This is a genomic window from Streptomyces sp. NPDC057654 (assembly GCF_042800135.1).
In the GTDB taxonomy this organism is placed as follows: Bacteria; Actinomycetota; Actinomycetes; order Streptomycetales; family Streptomycetaceae; genus Streptomyces.
Map to the genome: position 1 here is coordinate 1 of NZ_JBHVHQ010000060.1, position 19,188 is coordinate 19,188.

At 70.9% G+C, this 19,188-nt stretch carries 21 protein-coding genes and 3 tRNA genes; 13 read left to right on the plus strand and 11 right to left on the minus strand.

From position 1 onward, the window contains the following. The first annotated feature begins 92 nt into the window (after positions 1-92). Positions 93-218 (plus strand): hypothetical protein, encoded by a 126-nt coding sequence (locus ACFU99_RS07855; RefSeq protein WP_384387403.1) that lies wholly within the window; start codon positions 93-95, stop codon positions 216-218. A gap of 20 nt (positions 219-238) precedes the next feature. Here ACFU99_RS07855 and bldC read toward each other — a convergent pair whose 3' ends face one another. After that, positions 239-445: a developmental transcriptional regulator BldC gene (gene bldC / locus ACFU99_RS07860; RefSeq protein WP_003949541.1), complete on the minus strand. Its 207-nt coding sequence runs from the start codon at positions 443-445 to the stop codon at positions 239-241. Between the two features lie 658 nt (positions 446-1,103). Beyond that, positions 1,104-1,940, minus strand: coding sequence for a hypothetical protein (locus ACFU99_RS07865; RefSeq protein ID WP_384387405.1), 837 nt, complete (start codon positions 1,938-1,940; stop codon positions 1,104-1,106). Positions 1,941-2,123: 183 nt separating this feature from the next. Here ACFU99_RS07865 and ACFU99_RS07870 point away from each other — a divergent pair, with 183 nt between their 5' ends. Together ACFU99_RS07870 and ACFU99_RS07875 are read left to right on the plus strand one after the other, a co-directional pair. Continuing rightward, a complete protein-coding gene (locus ACFU99_RS07870) occupies positions 2,124-3,257 on the plus strand; it encodes a Leu/Phe/Val dehydrogenase (protein ID WP_384387407.1) in 1,134 nt (377 codons plus the stop codon). A 294-nt stretch (positions 3,258-3,551) separates the two neighbouring features. After that, positions 3,552-3,821, plus strand: a complete 270-nt coding sequence (locus ACFU99_RS07875) for a DUF3073 domain-containing protein (protein WP_363135364.1) — start codon at positions 3,552-3,554, stop codon at positions 3,819-3,821. Positions 3,822-3,910: 89 nt separating this feature from the next. On the opposite strand, the gene purM is transcribed toward ACFU99_RS07875, so the two are convergent. Next, a complete protein-coding gene (gene purM, locus ACFU99_RS07880; protein WP_384387410.1) occupies positions 3,911-5,005 on the minus strand; it encodes a phosphoribosylformylglycinamidine cyclo-ligase in 1,095 nt (364 codons plus the stop codon). 62 nt (positions 5,006-5,067) lie between these two features. After that, positions 5,068-6,585, minus strand: a complete 1,518-nt coding sequence (gene purF / locus ACFU99_RS07885; protein ID WP_384387413.1) for an amidophosphoribosyltransferase — start codon at positions 6,583-6,585, stop codon at positions 5,068-5,070. A 416-nt stretch (positions 6,586-7,001) separates the two neighbouring features. Between purF and ACFU99_RS07890 the strand changes: the two genes are divergently transcribed. After that, positions 7,002-7,142 carry a hypothetical protein gene (locus tag ACFU99_RS07890; RefSeq protein WP_384387416.1) on the plus strand — a complete coding sequence of 47 codons (141 nt, stop codon included), beginning with the start codon at positions 7,002-7,004 and terminating at the stop codon, positions 7,140-7,142. A 69-nt stretch (positions 7,143-7,211) separates the two neighbouring features. On the opposite strand, the gene ACFU99_RS07895 is transcribed toward ACFU99_RS07890, so the two are convergent. The 4 genes from ACFU99_RS07895 to ACFU99_RS07910 all read right to left on the minus strand — a co-directional run bounded on the left by ACFU99_RS07895 (position 7,212) and on the right by ACFU99_RS07910 (position 10,403). Further along, on the minus strand, positions 7,212-7,979 hold the full coding sequence (locus ACFU99_RS07895) for a hypothetical protein (RefSeq protein WP_384387419.1): 768 nt from the start codon (positions 7,977-7,979) through the stop codon (positions 7,212-7,214). 131 nt (positions 7,980-8,110) lie between these two features. After that, the gene (locus tag ACFU99_RS07900; protein WP_384387422.1) at positions 8,111-8,953 is read right to left on the minus strand and encodes a sterol carrier family protein; all 843 of its coding nucleotides are present in this window, start codon (positions 8,951-8,953) and stop codon (positions 8,111-8,113) included. Between the two features lie 10 nt (positions 8,954-8,963). After that, complete coding sequence (locus ACFU99_RS07905; RefSeq protein ID WP_384387425.1) at positions 8,964-9,758, minus strand: peptidoglycan DD-metalloendopeptidase family protein; 795 nt, start codon at positions 9,756-9,758, stop codon at positions 8,964-8,966. 120 nt (positions 9,759-9,878) lie between these two features. After that, positions 9,879-10,403 (minus strand): ArsR family transcriptional regulator, encoded by a 525-nt coding sequence (locus ACFU99_RS07910; protein WP_384387428.1) that lies wholly within the window; start codon positions 10,401-10,403, stop codon positions 9,879-9,881. Positions 10,404-10,525: 122 nt separating this feature from the next. Here ACFU99_RS07910 and ACFU99_RS07915 point away from each other — a divergent pair, with 122 nt between their 5' ends. Next, the gene (locus tag ACFU99_RS07915; protein WP_384387430.1) at positions 10,526-10,693 is read left to right on the plus strand and encodes a hypothetical protein; all 168 of its coding nucleotides are present in this window, start codon (positions 10,526-10,528) and stop codon (positions 10,691-10,693) included. Positions 10,694-10,783: 90 nt separating this feature from the next. Here ACFU99_RS07915 and purL read toward each other — a convergent pair whose 3' ends face one another. From purL to purS, 3 genes are read right to left on the minus strand one after another with little or no spacing between them, the layout of a single operon-like run. Continuing rightward, a complete protein-coding gene (gene purL, locus ACFU99_RS07920) occupies positions 10,784-13,033 on the minus strand; it encodes a phosphoribosylformylglycinamidine synthase subunit PurL (RefSeq protein WP_384387433.1) in 2,250 nt (749 codons plus the stop codon). Then, a complete protein-coding gene (gene purQ / locus ACFU99_RS07925) occupies positions 13,033-13,761 on the minus strand; it encodes a phosphoribosylformylglycinamidine synthase subunit PurQ (protein WP_384387436.1) in 729 nt (242 codons plus the stop codon). Before purQ ends, purL begins: the two co-directional genes overlap by 1 nt. Beyond that, positions 13,758-14,003, minus strand: coding sequence for a phosphoribosylformylglycinamidine synthase subunit PurS (gene purS, locus ACFU99_RS07930; RefSeq protein ID WP_384387438.1), 246 nt, complete (start codon positions 14,001-14,003; stop codon positions 13,758-13,760). The genes purQ and purS overlap by 4 nt, the downstream gene beginning before the upstream one ends. A gap of 323 nt (positions 14,004-14,326) precedes the next feature. Here purS and ACFU99_RS07935 point away from each other — a divergent pair, with 323 nt between their 5' ends. From ACFU99_RS07935 to ACFU99_RS07970, 8 genes are all read left to right on the plus strand, one after another. Further along, positions 14,327-14,644, plus strand: coding sequence for an Lsr2 family protein (locus ACFU99_RS07935; RefSeq protein ID WP_363135354.1), 318 nt, complete (start codon positions 14,327-14,329; stop codon positions 14,642-14,644). Positions 14,645-14,732: 88 nt separating this feature from the next. Continuing rightward, a tRNA-Gly gene (locus ACFU99_RS07940) sits at positions 14,733-14,804 on the plus strand. A gap of 77 nt (positions 14,805-14,881) precedes the next feature. Beyond that, a tRNA-Gly gene (locus tag ACFU99_RS07945) sits at positions 14,882-14,954 on the plus strand. A 178-nt stretch (positions 14,955-15,132) separates the two neighbouring features. After that, complete coding sequence (locus tag ACFU99_RS07950; RefSeq protein ID WP_384387440.1) at positions 15,133-16,077, plus strand: ABC transporter ATP-binding protein; 945 nt, start codon at positions 15,133-15,135, stop codon at positions 16,075-16,077. A gap of 86 nt (positions 16,078-16,163) precedes the next feature. Next, a complete protein-coding gene (locus ACFU99_RS07955) occupies positions 16,164-16,919 on the plus strand; it encodes an ABC transporter permease (RefSeq protein WP_384387443.1) in 756 nt (251 codons plus the stop codon). Positions 16,920-16,948: 29 nt separating this feature from the next. Next, on the plus strand, positions 16,949-18,349 hold the full coding sequence (locus ACFU99_RS07960; RefSeq protein WP_384387446.1) for a sensor histidine kinase: 1,401 nt from the start codon (positions 16,949-16,951) through the stop codon (positions 18,347-18,349). A 63-nt stretch (positions 18,350-18,412) separates the two neighbouring features. Next, on the plus strand, positions 18,413-19,060 hold the full coding sequence (locus ACFU99_RS07965; protein ID WP_384387449.1) for a response regulator transcription factor: 648 nt from the start codon (positions 18,413-18,415) through the stop codon (positions 19,058-19,060). A 33-nt stretch (positions 19,061-19,093) separates the two neighbouring features. Next, positions 19,094-19,166, plus strand: a tRNA-Gly gene (locus ACFU99_RS07970). The last annotated feature ends 22 nt before the right edge of the window (positions 19,167-19,188 follow it).

Genomic DNA, 19,188 nt, shown 5'->3' on the forward strand with positions numbered 1-19,188 from the left:
GGACCCGGCGGAGTCCAGCGCGATCGACGACTGCCCTAGAGGAGCCGGGCGTGGGGCCTGTTGGGGCAGGCGCCCTGTCGTGGTGCAGCTAGGTGGAACTGATGGAGCAGGTGCTGCGGGTGGTGCAGGTGAAGCTGATGACGCAGGTGAAGCGGGTACTGCTGATGGAGCTGAACGAGCGGCTACCGGGTTGGGGGACCCGGCGAACAGCCCGGTGACGCCAGGGTGTAGCGGTTGTTCAGGCTTCGCTGCGCTGCTGCGGAATGCCCGCCAACAGCGCGCGGACCTCCGCTTCGCGGTAACGCCGGTGTCCTCCGAGCGTGCGGATGGACGTGAGCTTGCCTGCCTTGGCCCAGCGCGTGACCGTCTTCGGGTCCACGCGGAACATCGTGGCAACCTCAGCCGGGGTCAGCAGCGGCTCGGCATCAGGGGTGCGAGCGGTCATGAGCGGCCTCCTCGGGAGAACCGAACCATCACGGTTCTTTCCTCTAAATTCTGCACCTTGACCCGCGTTGCCCGAAATGGCGGACGCGGGCCGAGTCGGTTATAGGACGAACGGCTTGTCCTCGGCACTACAACTACACCATCCGTCCAGCCGCGTCGGCCAAACCGATGGAATTGCCCTCTCAGGTGTTCAACCTCGACGGAACCCGATGGACCATGCCATAGCGGACAGTCACGCCACCGTGACGATCAGTCACAGTGGGATCAGGGGTCACCAGACCCGCCAAGGAGTGCAATGCCGAGCAATCCGCCCGTAGTTGAACGGAAGGAGCCATTCCCAGACTCCTTGTCCTATTTTGACACGACAGTGGGGGATGCGCGCAAGGCCCGATGTCAGTGCTTTAGGTCACGGTTGCGGCAATGGCCCGGATCGGGACCTAGGTCCTTACCTCGGCGGCAACTCATCCGCCACAACAGCATCCCACCAGCGCGCCTGCCACTGCTGACTCTTTCATCCCTTGGGACACGGACGCCTCTTGAGGCTTTGACAGCCTCACGAGCACCTCGGTTCCCGTACGGTCGCTAATTCGCGTTCGGACCCCGAAGAACTCCGGAGAACTCCGGAGAACTCCGACGCCCCTCGACTGACGCAGACGGACTCAGCTCGCGTACTGCCGGTCCCGGATCGCGCTCCACCGGTCCGTCAGCCGCTCGTACGCCGCCCCGGCACCCGCGCCGTCCCCGTCACGGAGCGCGGCGAGCCCCTCCGTCACGTCCTCGACCGACCGGTCGTCGGCGAGGTCCGCCTCCGGCACCACATGCACCAGCCCGCCGTAGTCCAGCTCGACCAGGGAGCGCGGGTGGAACTCCTCCAGCCAGCGCCCCACCTCCACCAGGCCGTCGATCAACGGGCCCTCTTCGAGGGAGTCCTTGAGGGTCCGCAGCCCCCGCGCCACCCGGCGCCGGGCCTCGACCATCGGCGTGCGGTAGCGCAGCACCAGCCCGTCGTCCCCCTTGTCGTACTCGCGCTCCTCGGCCGCGAAGAGGACGAACCAGCGCACCGGGACGTGCCAGGTCGCCGTCTTGATCCACGGCCGGGCGTCCGGGTTCCGCTCCCGCCACCGCTCGTAGTCCGCCTCCGCCTGCCGGCGCACCACCGGGGGCAGGGCCGCGTCCAGGACGAGCCCCGGAAGCTGCTCCGTGAGCCCTTCCAGCGCCTGCCAGCCGCGCAGCCGCGTCCGCCAGGGACAGACGCAGGTCACGCCGTCCACGACCGCGACGAACGCGTCGCCGCTCTCGTGGACCGGAACCGCGACGGGCGGCGTCGGCAGCAAGTCGGCCAGCGAGCGGCGGAGTTCGTCCTGCGCGCTCGGGAGCGTCTCGCGCTTGGCATAGCGCGCCCAGTGACCACGCTCGGATTCCGGGAAAGCGGCCAGTGGCTCGTAAACCCGCAGATACGCTGTATACGGGACAATCACTGACGACGCCAAGGTCACGCCCGCTCCCTCAAGCCGGAGTCCGTCACTGGGAGTTGTCCTCCCCGTACTGGCCAAATCGTCCCACGCCGCCGCCGCCTGAGAGAGTGATCCTCGGCACCTACCTGATCTGCCGGGCCGCCAGGTCTTACGCTCTTGCCGACCGGCCCTCCCCCACCCCTCGGAGGGCTTCCTCCGCGACTTATGGGAGTCACCACCGTGACCGACGTACGTCCCACCCTCGACGGCGGCAATGTGCTGCACACGCTCTTCCGATCAGATCAGGGCGGCCATGAGCAGGTCGTGCTCTGCCAGGACCGGGAGAGCGGGCTGAAGGCCGTCATCGCCCTCCATTCCACGGCCCTGGGCCCCGCCCTCGGCGGCACCCGCTTCTATCCGTACGCCTCGGAGGAGGACGCCGTCCAGGACGCCCTCAACCTGTCCCGCGGCATGTCGTACAAGAACGCGCTCGCCGGGCTCGACCACGGCGGCGGCAAGGCCGTGATCATCGGCGACCCCGCCCCGGTGGCGGAGGGCGGCGTGAAGTCGGAGCGACTGCTGCTCGCCTATGGCCGGTTCGTGGCTTCCCTCGGCGGCCGCTATGTGACCGCGTGCGACGTCGGCACGTACGTACAGGACATGGACGTCGTCGCCCGCGCCAACCGCTGGACCACGGGCCGCTCGCCCGAGAACGGCGGCGCCGGCGACTCCTCCGTGCTCACCGCCTTCGGCGTCTTCCAGGGCATGCGCGCCTCCGCCGAGGCCGCCTGGGGCGAGCCCACGCTGCGCGGCCGCACGGTCGGCGTCGCCGGCGTCGGCAAGGTCGGCCACCACCTCGTGCGGCACCTCGTCGAGGACGGCGCCTCGGTCGTCGTCACGGACGTACGGGCGGAGTCGGTCGAGCGCGTCCTGGCCCACCACCGGGAGGGGGTCAGGGCCGTCGCCGACACCGACGCGCTCATCCGCAGCGAGCTCGACGTGTACGCGCCGTGCGCGCTCGGCGGCGCGCTGAGCGAGGAGACGGTGCCCGTCCTCAGCGCGAAGATCGTCTGCGGTGCGGCCAACAACCAGCTCGCCCATCCGGGCGTCGAGAAGGATCTCGCCGACCGGTCCATCCTTTATGCCCCGGACTACGTCGTGAACGCGGGTGGCGTGATTCAGGTCGCGGACGAGCTGCACGGCTTCGACTTCGACCGGGCGAAGGCCAAGGCGACGCGGATCTATGACACGACTCTGGCCATATTCGACCGTGCGAAGTCCGAGGGCATCCCGCCCGCCGAGGCGGCCGACCGGCTGGCCGAGCAGCGCATCGCCGAGGCCCGCTCGGCGGCTCTGTAGCCCGTTCACAGTCGTTAACGGGAACCGTACGGCGGGCGGCGAGGGAGAGATCTCTCACCACCCGTCGGCGGGTCGCCGCGCGGGACACGTTAAAATCGCAGATGACCAGCGAGGACGGGGCTCCTTGCGGGTTCTGCTCCGGGGCGCGTCACGCGGGCGACGTACCGTATGACCGCGGAAGCAGGTACCGTTGAAGCCCTACAGACCGGTCTCTCCGTCGAGAGTCCGCTCTGACTCATGAACGCGTGTCAAGACTCTGGGGCCGTCGAGCCCCGTCATTGAGGGGGTCGAGCCATGGGGCGCGGCCGGGCCAAGGCCAAGCAGACGAAGGTCGCCCGCCAGCTGAAGTACAACAGCGGCGGGACGGACCTCTCGCGCCTGGCCAACGAGCTGGGTGCAACTCCCACGAAGCAGCCGCCGAAGAGCGAGCCGCTTGTTGAGGACGAGGACAAGCTGGACGACGATCCGTACGCTCAGTACGCGGATCGTTACAACACTGACGATGCCGAGGGCGAGGACGACGACCAGTCGTCGGATCAGCACTCACATCGTCGCCGCACTTGACGCCCTTCAAGCGTCCGCCTCCGCGGTACGACCACTGACCCGGTCCAGGGCCCGCCCCCGGACCGGGTTCTGTGCTGCCCCGCGCCGGATCAGCCTGCGTAGTCACCGGTCAGTGCCACTGCCTCGGCGTTCCCGCCGCGCTCGGTGATCTCGCCGGCGACCCAGGCGTCCACGCCGCGGTCGGCCAGTGCCGTCAGGGCCACGTCCGTCGCCGCCTCGGGCACGACGGCCACCATGCCGACGCCCATGTTCAGCGTCTTCTCCAGCTCCAGGCGCTCGACGCCGCCGAGCCGTCCGACCAGGTCGAAGACCGGGCCCGGGGTCCAGGTCGAGCGGTCGATCATCGCGTGCAGCCCGTCCGGGACGACGCGGGCCAGGTTGTTCGCGAGCCCGCCGCCGGTGATGTGCGAGAAGGCGTGCACCTCGGCCGTACGGGCCAGGGCCAGGCAGTCCAGCGAGTAGATCTTGGTGGGCTCCAGCAGCTCCTCGCCGAGGGTGCGGCCGAACTCGGCCACCTCGCGGTCCAGCGCCCAGCCGGCCCGGTCGAAGAGCACATGGCGCACGAGCGAGTACCCGTTCGAGTGAAGACCGGAGGACGCCATGGCGATCACCGTGTCACCCGTACGGATACGATCCGCGCCCAGCACCTGATCGGCCTCGACCACGCCCGTACCGGCCCCGGCGACGTCGAAGTCGTCGGCGGCCAGCAGCCCCGGGTGCTCGGCGGTCTCGCCGCCGACGAGGGCGCAGCCCGCGAGGACACAGCCCTCGGCGATGCCCTTGACGATGGCGGCGACCCGCTCCGGGTGGACCTTGCCGACGCAGATGTAGTCGGTCATGAAGAGCGGCTCGGCGCCGCAGACCACCAGGTCGTCGACGACCATCCCGACCAGGTCGTGGCCGATCGTGTCGTAGACGCCCATCCGGCGGGCGATGTCGACCTTCGTGCCGACGCCGTCGGTCGCGGAGGCCAGCAGCGGACGCTCGTACCGCTTCAGGGCGCTCGCGTCGAAGAGGCCGGCGAAGCCGCCGAGCCCGCCGACGACCTCGGGGCGGGTGGCCTTGCGGACCCACTCCTTCATCAGTTCTACGGCGAGGTCGCCGGCCTCGATGTCGACGCCGGCGCCCGCGTAGCTGGCGCCCGCGTCCGGACGCGGCGCGGCCTCAAAAGACTCTGAAGGCATTGCTGGAACTTTCTCGTCGGTGAGCTGCTGCGGTACGGACGGGCGTGCGTCACGGACGGGCGTCACGGACGGCGGAGTGCGTCCGCCGCGTCGGGCCCGCCCGCGAGCTCGGTCTCCAGGAGGTGCTTGCCCAGCAGCTCGGGGTCGGGCAGCTCCATCGGATACTCGCCGTCGAAGCAGGCCCGGCACAGGTCCGGCTTGGCGATCGTGGTCGCCTCGATCATCGCGTCCGTGGAGATGTACGCGAGGGAGTCGGCCCCCAGCGACTTGCCGATCTCCTCGACCGAGAGGCCGTTGGCGATCAGCTCGGCGCGGGTCGCGAAGTCGATGCCGAAGAAGCACGGCCACTTGATCGGCGGCGACGAGATCCGGATGTGCACCTCGGCCGCGCCCGCCTCGCGGAGCATCCGCACCAGGGCGCGCTGGGTGTTGCCGCGGACGATCGAGTCGTCGACGACCACCAGGCGCTTGCCGCGGATGACGTCCTTGAGCGGGTTGAGCTTGAGGCGGATGCCGAGCTGCCGGATGGTCTGGCTCGGCTGGATGAACGTCCGGCCGACGTAGCTGTTCTTGACCAGGCCCGTACCGAACGGGATGCCGCTGGCCTCCGCGTACCCCACGGCGGCGGGGGTCCCCGACTCCGGAGTCGCTATCACCAGATCCGCCTCGGCCGGCGCCTCGGCGGCCAGCTTGCGCCCCATCTCCACGCGGGAGAGGTGCACGTTGCGGCCGGCGATGTCCGTGTCGGGACGGGCCAGGTACACGTACTCGAAGACGCAGCCCTTGGGCTTCGCGGCGGCGAAGCGGGTGGAACGCAGCCCGTTCTCGTCGATGGCGACGAGCTCGCCCGGCTCGATCTCCCGGATGAAGGAGGCGCCGCAGATGTCCAGGGCGGCGGTCTCGGACGCCACCACCCAGCCGCGCTCCAGCCGGCCGAGGACCAGCGGGCGGATGCCCTGCGGGTCGCGGGCCGCGTACAGCGTGTGCTCGTCCATGAAGACGAGGGAGAAGGCGCCCATCACATCGGGAAGGACCTTGGTGGCCGCTTCCTCTATGGTCAGCGGCTTGCCGTCGGCGTCGACCTGCCCGGCCAGCAGCGCCGTGACCAGGTCCGTGTCGTTGGTCGCGGCCACATGGGTGGCGCGGCCGCCGTCACGGGGCAGGTCGGCGACCATCTCGGCGAGCTGGGCCGTATTGACCAGGTTGCCGTTGTGGCCCAGGGCGATGGAGCCGTGGGCCGTCGCCCGGAAGGTCGGCTGCGCGTTCTCCCACACCGAGGCTCCGGTGGTGGAGTAGCGCGCCTGGCCGACCGCGATATGTCCCGTCAGGGAGCTGAGCGATGTCTCGTCGAAGACCTGGGAGACCAGGCCCATGTCCTTGAAGACCAGGATCTGGGAGCCGTTGCTCACCGCGATGCCCGCGGACTCCTGTCCCCGGTGCTGTAGCGCGTACAGCCCGAAATAGGTGAGCTTGGCGACCTCTTCGCCCGGAGCCCAGACACCGAAGACGCCGCAAGCGTCCTGGGGGCCCTTCTCGCCGGGGAGCAGGTCGTGGTTGAGTCGTCCGTCACCACGTGGCACGTCTTCGAGTCTAGGGCAGGGAACAGGTTCATCCGAACCGGGGATTGCCAGGAATTGCTCACACCACGGACAGCCACTTGCCGCACACGGGGGATCACCAACGGAGCCGCGCTCGCGGCTTCCGGCTCGGCCGCGACCCCCCACCGGCGAAGTCGGCGACGCTCTGTCGCCGGTGGCGCACTCCGTGCTCGACCGGGCGTTCTGGACCGGACCCGCGAGAAGGTCCGGGCCTGCGGGTACGACGTGGACGAAGCACTGTGGGGGCCGCCTACGGGCGTTCCGCTCGTGCCCGTGGCCGCGAACTGTCAGCACTCGACGGAGTGCACCATCCGCCCCATGCCGACACCGCAGCCGCCGTGCAACCAGAAGGTGACCGGGGCGGCAGGGGCGTAGGTTGTGCGTCGATTGGAGGCTCCATGACTGAGTGGATCGATCCTCGGTACGCCGACCTCGCCGAGGCGTGGCGCGTAGCGCGGGAGCAGGCCGCGCGGGAAGGCGGCGAGCCGCCCGTCCGCGGGTTCGTCGTCCCCGGCGCAAGAGAGCCCGGCGAGGGGTGAGAGGCGCAGACAAGGGGCGCGGGCCTGTCGAACGGTCCGCGCCCCTGGGTGTGCGGAGGGGCTGCGGGGCTACCGGGCGGCGTGTTGCGGGGCCTGTACGGCCTTGGACGGAGCGGCTTCGCGGCCGAGTTCGCGGATGGCGCGGGGGTCGGCCTTCTCGTCGAGGGTGATTCGGCTGTTGGCGTCGAACAGGGGCGCGCCGGGGACGAACGCCTTCGTGTGCAGGGCCTTGTTGAGCTGGACGGCCGCCTTGGCGCCGAGCACCAGACCACCCTGGACGTTGACCTCGCGGGCCTTGGTGTTGACGGCGGTGTTCACGGCGGGGCGCGAGAAGGTGCCCAGTTCGATGGGGGGCCTGCGGTCGAGGTTCGCGCGCATGATGCCGGTGGTCAGGTCGGCCTGGAAGGCCGTGAGGCGGGCGATCCGCTGGTTGCGGAGGTTGACCATGGCCATGCCGGTGGTCTTGAAGGCGAGCCGTCCGCCGACCTTGCCCTTGACGTTCGAGACGGCGCCGGATTTCACGCCGAAGTCGATGGTCTGCTCGGCGTCGACCTTCGCCCCGAGGTTGCCGCGGGCGTCCAGCCGGGTGAGGAGGATGCCCTTGGCGCGGAGCTGGGCGACGGTCTCGGCGGAGACCGTGATCTTGGTGACGCCGCTTTTGACCGCGATCTCGGCCTTGGGGACGGGCGCGGTCCGAACGGTCCCGCCCGGGGCGCCGGCGGCGGCCGAGGCCGCCCCCGGGACCGCCGCGAGGCCGAGCGCGAGGGCGCCGGTGACCGCCGCGGCGGCGCCGCGGGTCAGGGCGGAGCGGGAGGTGGCAGGCGTGAGTGAGGACATGCGTGACGTTCCCTTCTGAACGGTCGATTCGCATACACCACGGAATGCCACTCGTGGTGATGACGCGACTTCAGAGGGTTATTAGGGGAGTGCGGCTTCACCCGCTTGCCGAAACGGCGCAGGCGGGCGGTTCAGCCCAGCAGCGGAAGCTGGTCCGCCAGGTCCGCGCGTTCCCCGCTCGCCGAGACCGTGCCGGCCTCGACGGCGGTCGCCCAGTCCGTACGGCCGGTGGCGAGGCGGATCCACGTCAGCGGGTCGGTCTCGACCACGTTGGGCGGGGTGCCGCGGGTGTGGCGGGGGCCCGCCACGCACTGGACGACCGCGAAGGGCGGTACCCGGACCTCCACGGACCCGCCCGGCGCCTTCGCGGCGAGCGCGTCGGCGAGCAGCCGGGTGACGGCGGCGAGCGCCTGCCGGTCGTGGGAGACGGCGGTGCCGGTCGCGGCCGTCAGGTCGTCGGCGTGCACCACGGTCTCCAGCAGCCGGGTCACCAGGAAGTCGTTCACGGTCATGGCCCCGTAGCTCGTCGGGACGAGGGCGGCGGGGCCGGCCTCCGCGACGGCTGCGGTCAGTCGAGCGATGGCCGCGTCCAGCCGGGCGACCACCGCCTCCGGCCCCGGCTCCCCCGCGGCGGCCAGCTCCGCGCTCTCCGCCGCCGTCGCCGCCGCGATGTCGTCGGCCTGTTCGCGCAGGGCCGTCAGATAGCGCTGGAGGTCGAGTTCGGCCGCGGCGGGCGCGGGCCGCTCGGCGAGGGCGCGCGGCAGCGTCTCCAGGCAGACGGCGATGTGCACGATCAGGTCGCGCACCGTCCACTCCCCCAGCCGCGAGCGGGCCGCGAGCAGCGGCTCCGCGTCGGGCGCGGCGCACAGCGTGCCCACCGCGCCCCGCACCGCGCGCAGTTGGCCGTCCAGGGCGCCGCGCACCTTGGCGGGGTCGTACGTACGGGCACGGGGCTTGCGCTGAGCGGGAGGCATGGACCCGACCTTAATCGCGGAGCGAGGTTTTCCCGGCTGATACCGCGGTCGCTGCGACCGTGAAGACCTCGCCGCCCGCGGGCACTCCGACCTCGGTCCAGCGGAACGGGACGCCGCGGGCGGTGTCCAGGTCCGGGCCGTCCATCAGCTGGAAGTGCACATGCGGCTCGCTGGAGTTGCCGGAGTTCCCGCAGCGGGCGACGGGCTGCCCCGCCCGGACCTTCTCCCCCTCGCGTACGGCCAGGGAGCCGCGCTGGAGGTGGGCGTACATAGCGTACGTACCGCCGCCGAGGTCGAGGACGAGGTGGTTGCCGACCAGCTTTCCGGCGCCGCCGACCTCGCGGAGGGAGCTCTCGAAGAAGAGGAGGTAGAGGACGGAGAGGACGGAGGTGCGGCTGAGGTGGTCGCGGGCGCGGTCGGTCGCCCGTACGACCGTGCCGTCGGCGACGGCCGTCAGGGGCGCGCCGAAGCCGGGGAAGTCGCTGTTGCGCCGGGCGATGGGCCACCAGCCGCGGCCGGGGCGGGGGTGCTCCTCGGACTCCGCCACGATGTCGATCGCGTACGCCTGCCCGTACGCGCGCGTGCCGTGGCTCGGCACCTTGTCGGCGGGGCTGTTGACGGCCGACCAGCGGCCGGTGACGGGCGGGGCGACCTCTACGGGGGCGACCGACGGGCTGTGCAGGTCGGCGGTCTTCCGGTTCGGGGCGAGCATGAGGACGATCGAGGCCACGAGGGGGATCCACGTCGCCCAGCGCGGGATGTCCGCGAAGAATCCCGCGACGACCATCGCGAAAAAGATGATCATGCAGCAGCGTCCGGCGACCATGCTGAGTTTGCGTACGGGCACTGTTCCCCCTGGTGTCGTAGGTGTCGTACGGCCGGTGGAGCCGTTTCGGTACGTGCGACGGGCGTGGCGGCCGCCGGCTCAGGGCTGGGCGGCGGCCAGCATCACGAGCAGCGGGACGACCCGGGCGCCGGGGACCTCGTAGTGGCCCCGCGACGGCGCGTGCAGCCAGCCGGCGGCGGTCAGCTGCCGCAGGTGGTGGTAGATCTGGCCGGTGGTGCCGATCCCGTCGAGTTCGGTCAGGGCCGCGACGGTGTCGCGGCCGTCGAGGATCTCGCGGAGCAGCCGCAGCCGCACGGCCTGTCCCAGCGCGGCGAACGACTCGGCGGCGGCGGCCCAGTCCGCGTCCAGGACGGCGTCGGCGGCCAGCCCGTACTGCCACTCGTACCGCAGCCCCGTCGGCATCCGCACGGCCCCGGTGAACAGCACCCCGCCGCTGCCGGCCCCTTCCTCTGCCAGCCGTTCCTTCAGCCCTTCCAGGGCCCAGAAGTCCCCGCCGCCCGTTCCCCGTACGGCGGAAGACCCGGCGGAAACGCCATCGCCGCCCCGCTCCTCCAGTACCGCGAGCCGTCTCTCCAGCTCCGCCACGCGCTCTTCAAGATCCACGCTTTAAAAGTTACGTACTTACGTAGGAACTGGCAAGTCCGACTACGGGAAAACCGAAACGCCGACGGCCCGCCCCATCGCCGGGGCGGGCCGTACTCTCCGGGAGACAGAAGGAGCCCCTCATGCCCGATCCCGACACCCCCGCCCCCACCCCCGCCGAACTGGCCGAGCGGGCCGCGCGAGCCCGCGCCGTCCGGCGCGCGTGGAACGGATACGACCCGACCGAGGCCGAACAAGCCGCACTGGACGCAGAGTTGGACCGACGCCTGGCCGCGGCGACGACTCCCTGATCCGCGACAATCCGCGACACCCCCAAAACGCCGAAGGCCCGCCCCCCATCACGGGAGCGGGCCGTCAGTGCGTACAGCGTGAGCCGAAGATCAGGTCAGCAAGCCCGGGATCGTGGCCTCGTGGGCCTCGCGGAGTTCCTCCAGGGGGAGGGTGAACTGGTCCTGGACGGTGATGTCCGTGCCGTCGATGACGCCGATGCGGGTGGCCGGGAGGCCGCGGGCGCCGCACATGTCGTTGAAGCGGAGTTCCTCGCTGCGGGGGACGGCGACGATGGCGCGGCCCGCCGACTCGGAGAAGAGGAAGACGAAGGGGTCCAGGCCGTCGGGGACAACGATCCGGGCGCCCTTGCCGCCGCGCAGGCAGGACTCGACGAGGGCCTGGACGAGGCCGCCGTCGGAGAGGTCGTGCGCGGCGTCCGCCATGCCGTCGCGGGAGGCGGAGATCAGGATCTCCGCGAGCAGCTTCTCCCGCTCCAGGTCCACCGCGGGCGGCAGCCCGCCGAGGTGGTCGTGGACGACCTGGGACCAGGCCGAGCCGCCCAGTTCCTCCTTCGTGTCGCCGAGGAGGTAGATCAGCTGGCCCTCCTCCGCGAACGCGACCGGCGTGCGGCGGCTGACGTCGTCGATGACGCCGAGCACCGCGACCACCGGCGTCGGGTGGATGGCCGTGTCCCCGGTCTGGTTGTAGAGGGAGACGTTGCCGCCGGTCACCGGGGTGCCCAGCGCCAGGCAGCCGTCCGCGAGGCCGCGCGTGGCCTCGGCGAACTGCCACATGACGGCCGGGTCCTCGGGCGAGCCGAAGTTGAGGCAGTCGGAGACCGCGAGCGGCTTCGCGCCGGAGGCGGCGACGTTGCGGTACGACTCGGCCAGCGCCAGCTGCGCGCCCGTGTACGGGTCGAGCTTGGCGTAGCGGCCGTTGCCGTCCGTGGCGATCGCGACGCCGAGGTTGGTCTCCGCGTCGATGCGGACCATGCCGGAGTCCTCCGGCTGCGCCAGCACCGTGTTGCCCTGCACGAACCGGTCGTACTGGTCCGTCACCCACGACTTCGACGCCTGGTTCGGCGACGAGACGAGCTGAAGGACCTGCGCGCGCAGGCCGTCGCCCGTCGCCGGACGCGGCAGCTTCGCGGCGTCGTCGGCCTGGAGCGCGTCCTGCCACTCGGGACGGGCGTACGGACGCTCGTACACCGGGCCGTCATGCGCGACGGAGCGCGGCGGCACGTCCACGATCTGCTCGCCGTGCCAGAAGATCTCCAGCTGCGAGCCCTCCGTCACCTCGCCGATGACGGTGGCGATGACGTCCCACTTCTCGCAGATCTCCAGGAAGCGGTCGGCCTTGTCGGGCTCGACGATCGCGCACATGCGTTCCTGCGACTCGCTCATGAGGATCTCCTCGGGCGAGAGGGAGGAGTCGCGCAGCGGCACGGTGTCCAGTTCCACGCGCATGCCGCCGCTGCCGGCGCTCGCCAGCTCGGACGTGGCGCAGGACAGGCCCGCGCCGCCGAGGTCCTGGATGCCCGCGACGAGCTTCTCGGCGAAGATCTCCAGGGTGCACTCGATGAGGAGCTTCTCCTGGAAGGGGTCGCCTACCTGGACGGCGGGCCGCTTCGCCGGCTTCGCGTCGTCGAAGGTTTCCGAAGCCAGCACCGAGACGCCGCCGATGCCGTCGCCGCCGGTCCGGGCCCCGTACAGGATGACCTTGTTGCCCGTACCGGACGCCTTCGCGAGGTGGATGTCCTCGTGCTTCATGACGCCGATGCAGCCGGCGTTGACCAGCGGATTGCCCTGGTAGCAGGGGTCGAAGACGACCTCGCCGCCGATGTTGGGCAGGCCCAGGCAGTTGCCGTAGCCGCCGACGCCCGCGACGACGCCCGGCAGGACGCGCTTGGTGTCGGGGTGGTCGGCCGCGCCGAAGCGCAGCGGGTCGACGACGGCGACGGGGCGCGCGCCCATGGCGAGGATGTCGCGGACGATGCCGCCGACGCCGGTGGCCGCGCCCTGGTAGGGCTCGACGTACGAGGGGTGGTTGTGCGACTCGACCTTGAAGGTGACCGCGTACCCCTGGCCGACGTCGACGACGCCCGCGTTCTCGCCGATGCCGACGAGCATCGCGTCATTGGCGGGGGCCTTCTCGCCGAACTGCTTCAGATGGACCTTGCTGCTCTTGTACGAGCAGTGCTCGGACCACATGACGGAGTACATGGCCAGCTCGGCGCCGGTCGGGCGGCGGCCGAGGATCTCGCGGATCCGCGCGTACTCGTCCGGCTTCAGGCCGAGTTCGGCCCACGGCTGCTCGGCGTCCGGGGTCTGCTCGGCGTTCTTGATGGTGTCGAGGGTCATCAGGCGCTCACCAACTGCTTCAGAACCGAGGTGAAGAATCCGAGGCCGTCCGTGCGGCCCGTGCCGATCAGCGGCTCCACCGCGTGCTCGGGGTGCGGCATCAGACCGACGACGTTGCCCGCCGCGTTGGTGATGCCGGCGATGTCGCGCAGCGAGCCGTTGGGGTTCATCCCGAGATAGCGGAATGCGACGCGCCCCTCGGCCTCCAGCTCGTCCAGGGTGCGCTCGTCGGCGACGTACCGGCCGTCGATGTTCTTCAGCGGGACACTGATTTCCTGCCCGGCCTCATACGTGTTCGTCCAGGCCGTCTCCGCGTTCTCCACCCGGAGCCGCTGGTCGCGGCAGATGAAGTGCAGATGGTTGTTGCGCAGCATCGCGCCGGGCAGCAGGTGCGTCTCGGTGAGGACCTGGAAGCCATTGCAGATGCCGAGTACCGGCAGCCCCTGCCGGGCGCCCTCGATGATCATCTCCATGACCGGCGAGAAACGCGAAATGGCGCCCGCGCGGAGGTAGTCGCCGTAGGAGAAGCCGCCGGGCAGCACCACGGCGTCGACCTGCTTGAGGTCCTTGTCGCGGTGCCACAGCTCCACCGCCTCCGCGCCGGCCAGCCGGATCGCGCGCTGGGTGTCGCGGTCGTCGAGCGTGCCGGGGAAGGTGACCACGCCGATACGGGCGTTGCCGAGGCCCCCCGCGGAGCCCCCGGCGTTCGCGCTGGGTGTCGCGGTCATGAGTCGACCCGGACGGTGAAGTCCTCGATGACGGTGTTCGCGAGGAACGTCTCGGCCATCTCGCGGATACGGGCGAGGGCGGCGTCGTCGACCGGGCCCTCCACTTCGAGTTCGAAGCGCTTGCCCTGACGGACGTCGGCGATCCCCTCGAAACCCAGGCGTGGCAGTGCGCGGTGCACCGCCTGCCCCTGCGGGTCGAGGATCTCCGGCTTGAGCATGACGTCGACTACGACGCGTGCCACTGGCACTCCCGGTGGTGTGGTGCGTAAGGCGGTCCCGCCAGCGTACCCGCCCGAAAAATCTACTCGCGTAGATATGAAGGGATCTTCACCGGCCCAACTGCCGCCGCATGGTCACGTTCAGGCATCGCCGCGGGTATGCCCCGGGGAAAATTCCGGGAAAAACGTACTGTCCGGATTGCGGAGGGACACGCGGGCGGAATTAACTGGGCTTCACAATGCAATGTCTCTCGCTGTACAAATGAAAAAGCATTGATCCGGAACAACCGACCCCATCGCATCTCCGCACGTCCTCGTGGAGCTGCTGGCCGAAAGGACCGATTTTCGTGGCGCAGCGCGTAGTGGTCACACTCTCCGACGACATCGACGGCGGGGATGCCGCGGAGACGGTCACCTTCGGCCTCGACGGTAAGTCGTACGAGATCGACCTCAACACCGCCAATGCGAAGAAACTGCGCGTGGCCCTCGCCCCGTACCTGGAGGCCGGCCGCAAGCAGTCCCGCTCCGGCAAGGTCTACCGGCGCACCGCCGTCGCCCCGGACCCGGCCGCCGTACGGGCCTGGGCCCGCTCGCACGGCATGGACGTGCCGCCCCGCGGCCGCATCCCCAAGAAGGTCTACGAGGCCTTCAACGCCGCCGCCTGAGCCGATTTGCATGAGACCCCAGGTGATCCGCTAGAGTCTGGAGCACGCCGAGGGGCCGGGCCGGAAAAAGCCGGGACTCACGGATCACGCGGGTGTAGCTCAGTAGTAGAGCGCCCCCTTTCCAAGGGGGAGGCGCAGTGTGCGATTCCTGTCACCCGCTCTCATCGTCCCTGTTCCACGCAAGTGGATCAGCGGGAGTGATGGAAGTGCCGGTCGGTGTGAGCTGACCGGATACCTGCGGACGTAGCTCAGTTGGTAGAGCACCACCTTGCCAAGGTGGATGTCGCGAGTTCGAGTCTCGTCGTCCGCTCAGAGAATGAAGGCCCGGTCTCCTGGAGACCGGGCCTTCGTCGTGTTCTCCCTGTCTCTCCCCGCCTCTCCCCGCCTCTCCCCGCCTCTTCCCGCCTCTTCCCGCATATGACATTCGTCAGTCGCACTGATGACAGCTCGCACTGACCATGGCTCCGATCGCGCGAAACCCTTGAACCATGGACATCGGGGAGAACGTGATCGACGTCACCGGGCTGCGCCGCCGCTACGGGCCGCCCGGCGACGCCAAGAAGAGTTTCGAGGCGGTGCGGGACATCTCGTTCCGCGTCGGGCGCGGTGAGCTGTTCGCGCTGCTCGGGACGAACGGGGCGGGCAAGACCTCCACGGTGGAGCTGATCGAGGGCCTGGCCCGGCCGAGCGGCGGCTCGGTGCGGGTGCTGGGCCACGACCCGTACGGCGAGCGGCGGAGGGTGCGGCCCCGGATCGGGGTGATGCTCCAGGAGGGCGGATTCCCGGCCGAGTTGACGGTGGCCGAGACCGTACGGATGTGGGCCGGGTGCACGACGGGGGCGCGCCCCGTGGACGAGGCGCTGGACCTGGTGAAACTCGCGGACCGGCGGGGCGTGCGGGTCAAGCAGCTCTCCGGCGGCGAGCGGCGGCGGCTGGACCTGGCACTGGCGCTGCTGGGCCGGCCCGAGGTGCTCTTCCTCGACGAGCCGACGACCGGCCTCGACCCGGAGGCCCGCCACGAGACCTGGCGGCTGGTGCGGGAGCTCCGCGAGAACGGCACGACCGTCCTGCTGACCACGCACTATCTGGAGGAGGCCGAGGAGTTGGCCGACCGGGTGGCGATCATGGACAAGGGGCGGATCGCGGCCTCCGGGACGCTCGCCGACGTGATCGCCGCGCACCCGGCCCGGATCCGCTTCTCGCTGCCCGAGGGCTGGTTCGTCGGCGATCTGCCGCCGCTGGCCGAGCTGGGCGTCGACGACTACGCGGAGACCGGCCGGGGCGGCGTCGAGCTGCGCACCCGTGAGCTCCAGCGGGCGCTGACCGGGCTGCTGCTGTGGGCACGGGACAAGGACGTGGCCTTGGAGGGGCTGGACCCACGGACCGCCTCGCTGGAAGAGGCGTTCCTGTCGATCGCGGGGAGGGCCGCCTGATGGCTGTGACGGAGCACGGGGAAGCGACGCGGCCCGCGACGGCGGGGCCGGGACCGGGGCCGGATGCCCGGAGTGCGGCGGCTGTCATGGCGACGCGCATGCTGGCGCTGGGGCGCGCCGAGGCGACGCTGATGGGACGCAACAAGACCGCGCTGTACGTGGCGCTGCTGATGCCGGTCTTCATGGTGTGGGCGATGCGCTCCGCCACGGCGAAGATCGACATCGCGAAGACCGGGATGTCGGTCAACGAGACGTCGCTCACCGGGGCGTTCGGCTTCGTGCTGATCTTCGCCGTCTACCAGAACCTGTCCGGCGCGTTCGTCGCCCGGCGCGAGGAGCTGGTGCTCAAGCGGCTCCGTACGAGCGAGGCGAGCGACCCGGAGATCCTGGCCGGCTCCGCGCTGCCCGCCGTGGGTCTGGCGCTCGCGCAGTGCGTGGTGCTGCTGGTGGCCGGAGCCGCCTGGCTCCACCTGCGCGTACCGGCCCGGCCCGATCTGCTGATCGTCGGGTTCGTGCTGGGCGTGGTGCTGTTCGTGGCGCTGGCCGCCGTGACCGCCGCGGGCGCGAAGACGGCGGAGAGCGCGCAGCTCCTGTCGATGCCGCTGCTGCTGCTCTCGGTGGCGGGCTCGGGGATGGTCGTACCGCTGACGGTCATGCCGGACGTCGTCGGGGACGTCTGCAAGCTGCTGCCGATGACGCCGGTCGTGGAACTGATGCGCGGCGGCTGGCTCGGCACGCTCGGGATGTACGAGGCGCTGGGGTACCTGGGGACCGCGCTGGCCTGGGTCGTACTGGCCGTGTTTGCTGTACGGAAGTGGTTCCGCTGGGAATCGCGGCGGTGAGGGACCGGCTCGGCAGGGAGTAGGGGCGCATGTTCGGGCGAGGGGCGCGGCGGGTGCGGTGGCGGGAGAGGTCCAAGGTCTCGAAGGTCGACTGCTACACGCGGTGGACGCTGTACGGGATCCCGTGGTTCTTCTTCGCCCTGGGCGCCCCCACGCTGTTCGTCGACACCGAGCAGCCCGTCCTGGCGCTCGCGCTGACCCTGCTGGGCCTCGTCCACTGCGTGATCGGGGTCGGCCTGATCCGGCGGGCGCTCGCCTGCTATCTCGGCCAGGGCGACGCCCCGTGGCGGGCCCTGGCGGCCCAGGCGGTCCTGCTGCTGGGCTCGCTGGCCGTCCTGGTGGCGCTCGTCGCGCACGGCGAGCCCAAGCACCCGTCCGGGGCCGCGTGGGTGCCGATCGCGAGCCTGCTGCCGGTCGCCGGGGCGGCGTGCCTGATGGTGCGGCTGCGTACGTACGTCCTCGGCTGCGCCGTGGCGGCGGCGCTGGTGCCCCTGGCCTTCCTGCCGATCGGCGCCGGCCGGGGCCAGCTGATGGCCGCGGCGCTGGTCACCTTCGTCGTGGGGCTGTGGGTGGCCTCCATGGTGCGCTGTTCCGGATGGCACCTGTCCGTGGTGTGGGAGACGGAGGCCGCGCGCGAGACGCAGGCGCGGCTGGCGGTCGCGGAGGAGCGGCTGCGGTTCGGCCGGGACATGCATGACGTGATGGGCCGCAACCTCGCGGTGATCGCCCTCAAGAGCGAGCTGGCGGTGCGGCTCGCGCGGCGCGGGTCGCCCGCCGCGCTGGACGAGATGACCGAGGTGCAGCGGATCGCCCGGGAGTCCCAGCGGGAGGTGCGGGACGTGGTGCGCGGCTACCGCGAGGCCGATCTGCACACGGAGCTGGCGGGCGCGCGGAGCGTGCTGGCCGCCGCCGGGATCGACTGCCGGGTCGACATGGACGCGGTGGGCGCGGCGGCCGGGGCCCGTGCTCGTACCAAGGCGGAGTACGGGGCCGGGGGCGGCGTCGGTGGGGGTGTCGGTGGAGGCGTCGGGGGCGGCGGGGGCGCGCTGCCGGAGGTGGTGCAGTCGGCGCTGGGCTGGGTCGTACGGGAGGGCACGACGAATGTGCTGCGCCATGCCGAGGCGTTGCACTGTGCTGTGCGGGTTTCGGTGGTGGGCGGGTCCGGGGGCGGGGGCGATGGGAGTGCTGCGGTGCTGGTGATGGACAACGACGGGGTGGTGGCGGGGGGCTCCGCGAGCGGCGGCGGCTCGGGGCTGCGCGGGTTGCGGGAGCGTCTCGCGGCCCTCGGCGGGACGGTCGAGGGCGAGCACCGGGCAGGGGACTCGTTCCGGCTGACGGCGCGGGTGCCGGTGGCCGCGGGGGCGGCCGGTGATGAGGACGGCGGGAGCAGCGAGGACGGCGGGGAGGCTCGTGGGAAGGGCGCTCCGTAGGGAGCGGGAAACAGGCGGAACGGGGCACAGGGAACGGCGCGGGCAGTGGGAGGAGAGCGGGGCATGGGAGAGAACGGGTCGGCTGAGGGGCAGGCCGCCGAGGCGGCTATTCGGGTGCTGCTCGCCGATGACGAGCACTTGATCCGCGGGGCGTTGGCCGCGTTGCTGCGGCTGGAGGACGATCTCCAGGTGGTCGCCGAGGCCGCGACCGGGCCGGAGGCGGTGGCCATGGCGCGGGCGCACCGGCCGGACGTGGCGGTACTGGATCTTCAGATGCCGGGGGCGGACGGTGTGAAGGTCGCCACATCCCTGCGGGCCGAACTGCCCGCCTGCCGCACCATGATCGTGACGAGCCACGGGCGGCCCGGCCATCTGAAGCGGGCGCTGGAGGCGGGGGTGCGGGGCTTCGTGCCCAAGACCGTTTCGGCGCAGCGGCTCGCCGAGATCATCCGTACCGTGTATGCCGGAAGCCGTTATGTGGACCCGGAATTGGCAGCTGACGCCATCAGTTCCGGGGATTCCCCGCTGACCGCGCGGGAGGCCGAGCTGCTGGAGCTGGCGGAGAACGGGGCGCCGATCGCGGAGATCGCCGAGCGGGCCGGACTGACCCAGGGAACCGTCCGCAACTACCTCTCGGCGGCTGCCGCGAAACTCGGTGCGGAGAACCGTCATGCCGCAGCACGCACAGCGCGCGCCCAAGGTTGGCTATAGTTGGTTCCGCACCGCACGCACAGCGCGGCGCATGCGGACGTAGCTCAGTTGGTAGAGCACCACCTTGCCAAGGTGGATGTCGCGAGTTCGAGTCTCGTCGTCCGCTCAGGGATCGAAGGCCCCAGCCG

What these genes read in the sequence shown, in the direction of transcription:
- purQ (WP_384387436.1), bottom strand. Translation starts at nt 13,761, where the DNA reads ATGACCGCGACACCCAGCGCGAACGCCGGGGGCTCCGCGGGGGGCCTC.
- ACFU99_RS07915 (WP_384387430.1), top strand. Translation starts at nt 10,526, where the DNA reads ATGCCCGATCCCGACACCCCCGCCCCCACCCCCGCCGAACTGGCCGAG.
- ACFU99_RS07905 (WP_384387425.1), bottom strand. Translation starts at nt 9,758, where the DNA reads ATGATCATCTTTTTCGCGATGGTCGTCGCGGGATTCTTCGCGGACATC.
- ACFU99_RS07870 (WP_384387407.1), top strand. Translation starts at nt 2,124, where the DNA reads ATGGGAGTCACCACCGTGACCGACGTACGTCCCACCCTCGACGGCGGC.
- ACFU99_RS07895 (WP_384387419.1), bottom strand. Translation starts at nt 7,979, where the DNA reads ATGTCCTCACTCACGCCTGCCACCTCCCGCTCCGCCCTGACCCGCGGC.
- ACFU99_RS07950 (WP_384387440.1), top strand. Translation starts at nt 15,133, where the DNA reads ATGGACATCGGGGAGAACGTGATCGACGTCACCGGGCTGCGCCGCCGC.
- bldC (WP_003949541.1), bottom strand. Translation starts at nt 445, where the DNA reads ATGACCGCTCGCACCCCTGATGCCGAGCCGCTGCTGACCCCGGCTGAG.
- ACFU99_RS07955 (WP_384387443.1), top strand. Translation starts at nt 16,164, where the DNA reads ATGGCGACGCGCATGCTGGCGCTGGGGCGCGCCGAGGCGACGCTGATG.
- purM (WP_384387410.1), bottom strand. Translation starts at nt 5,005, where the DNA reads ATGCCTTCAGAGTCTTTTGAGGCCGCGCCGCGTCCGGACGCGGGCGCC.
- ACFU99_RS07875 (WP_363135364.1), top strand. Translation starts at nt 3,552, where the DNA reads ATGGGGCGCGGCCGGGCCAAGGCCAAGCAGACGAAGGTCGCCCGCCAG.
- ACFU99_RS07965 (WP_384387449.1), top strand. Translation starts at nt 18,413, where the DNA reads ATGGGAGAGAACGGGTCGGCTGAGGGGCAGGCCGCCGAGGCGGCTATT.
- ACFU99_RS07890 (WP_384387416.1), top strand. Translation starts at nt 7,002, where the DNA reads ATGACTGAGTGGATCGATCCTCGGTACGCCGACCTCGCCGAGGCGTGG.
- purL (WP_384387433.1), bottom strand. Translation starts at nt 13,033, where the DNA reads ATGACCCTCGACACCATCAAGAACGCCGAGCAGACCCCGGACGCCGAG.
- ACFU99_RS07900 (WP_384387422.1), bottom strand. Translation starts at nt 8,953, where the DNA reads ATGCCTCCCGCTCAGCGCAAGCCCCGTGCCCGTACGTACGACCCCGCC.
- ACFU99_RS07960 (WP_384387446.1), top strand. Translation starts at nt 16,949, where the DNA reads ATGTTCGGGCGAGGGGCGCGGCGGGTGCGGTGGCGGGAGAGGTCCAAG.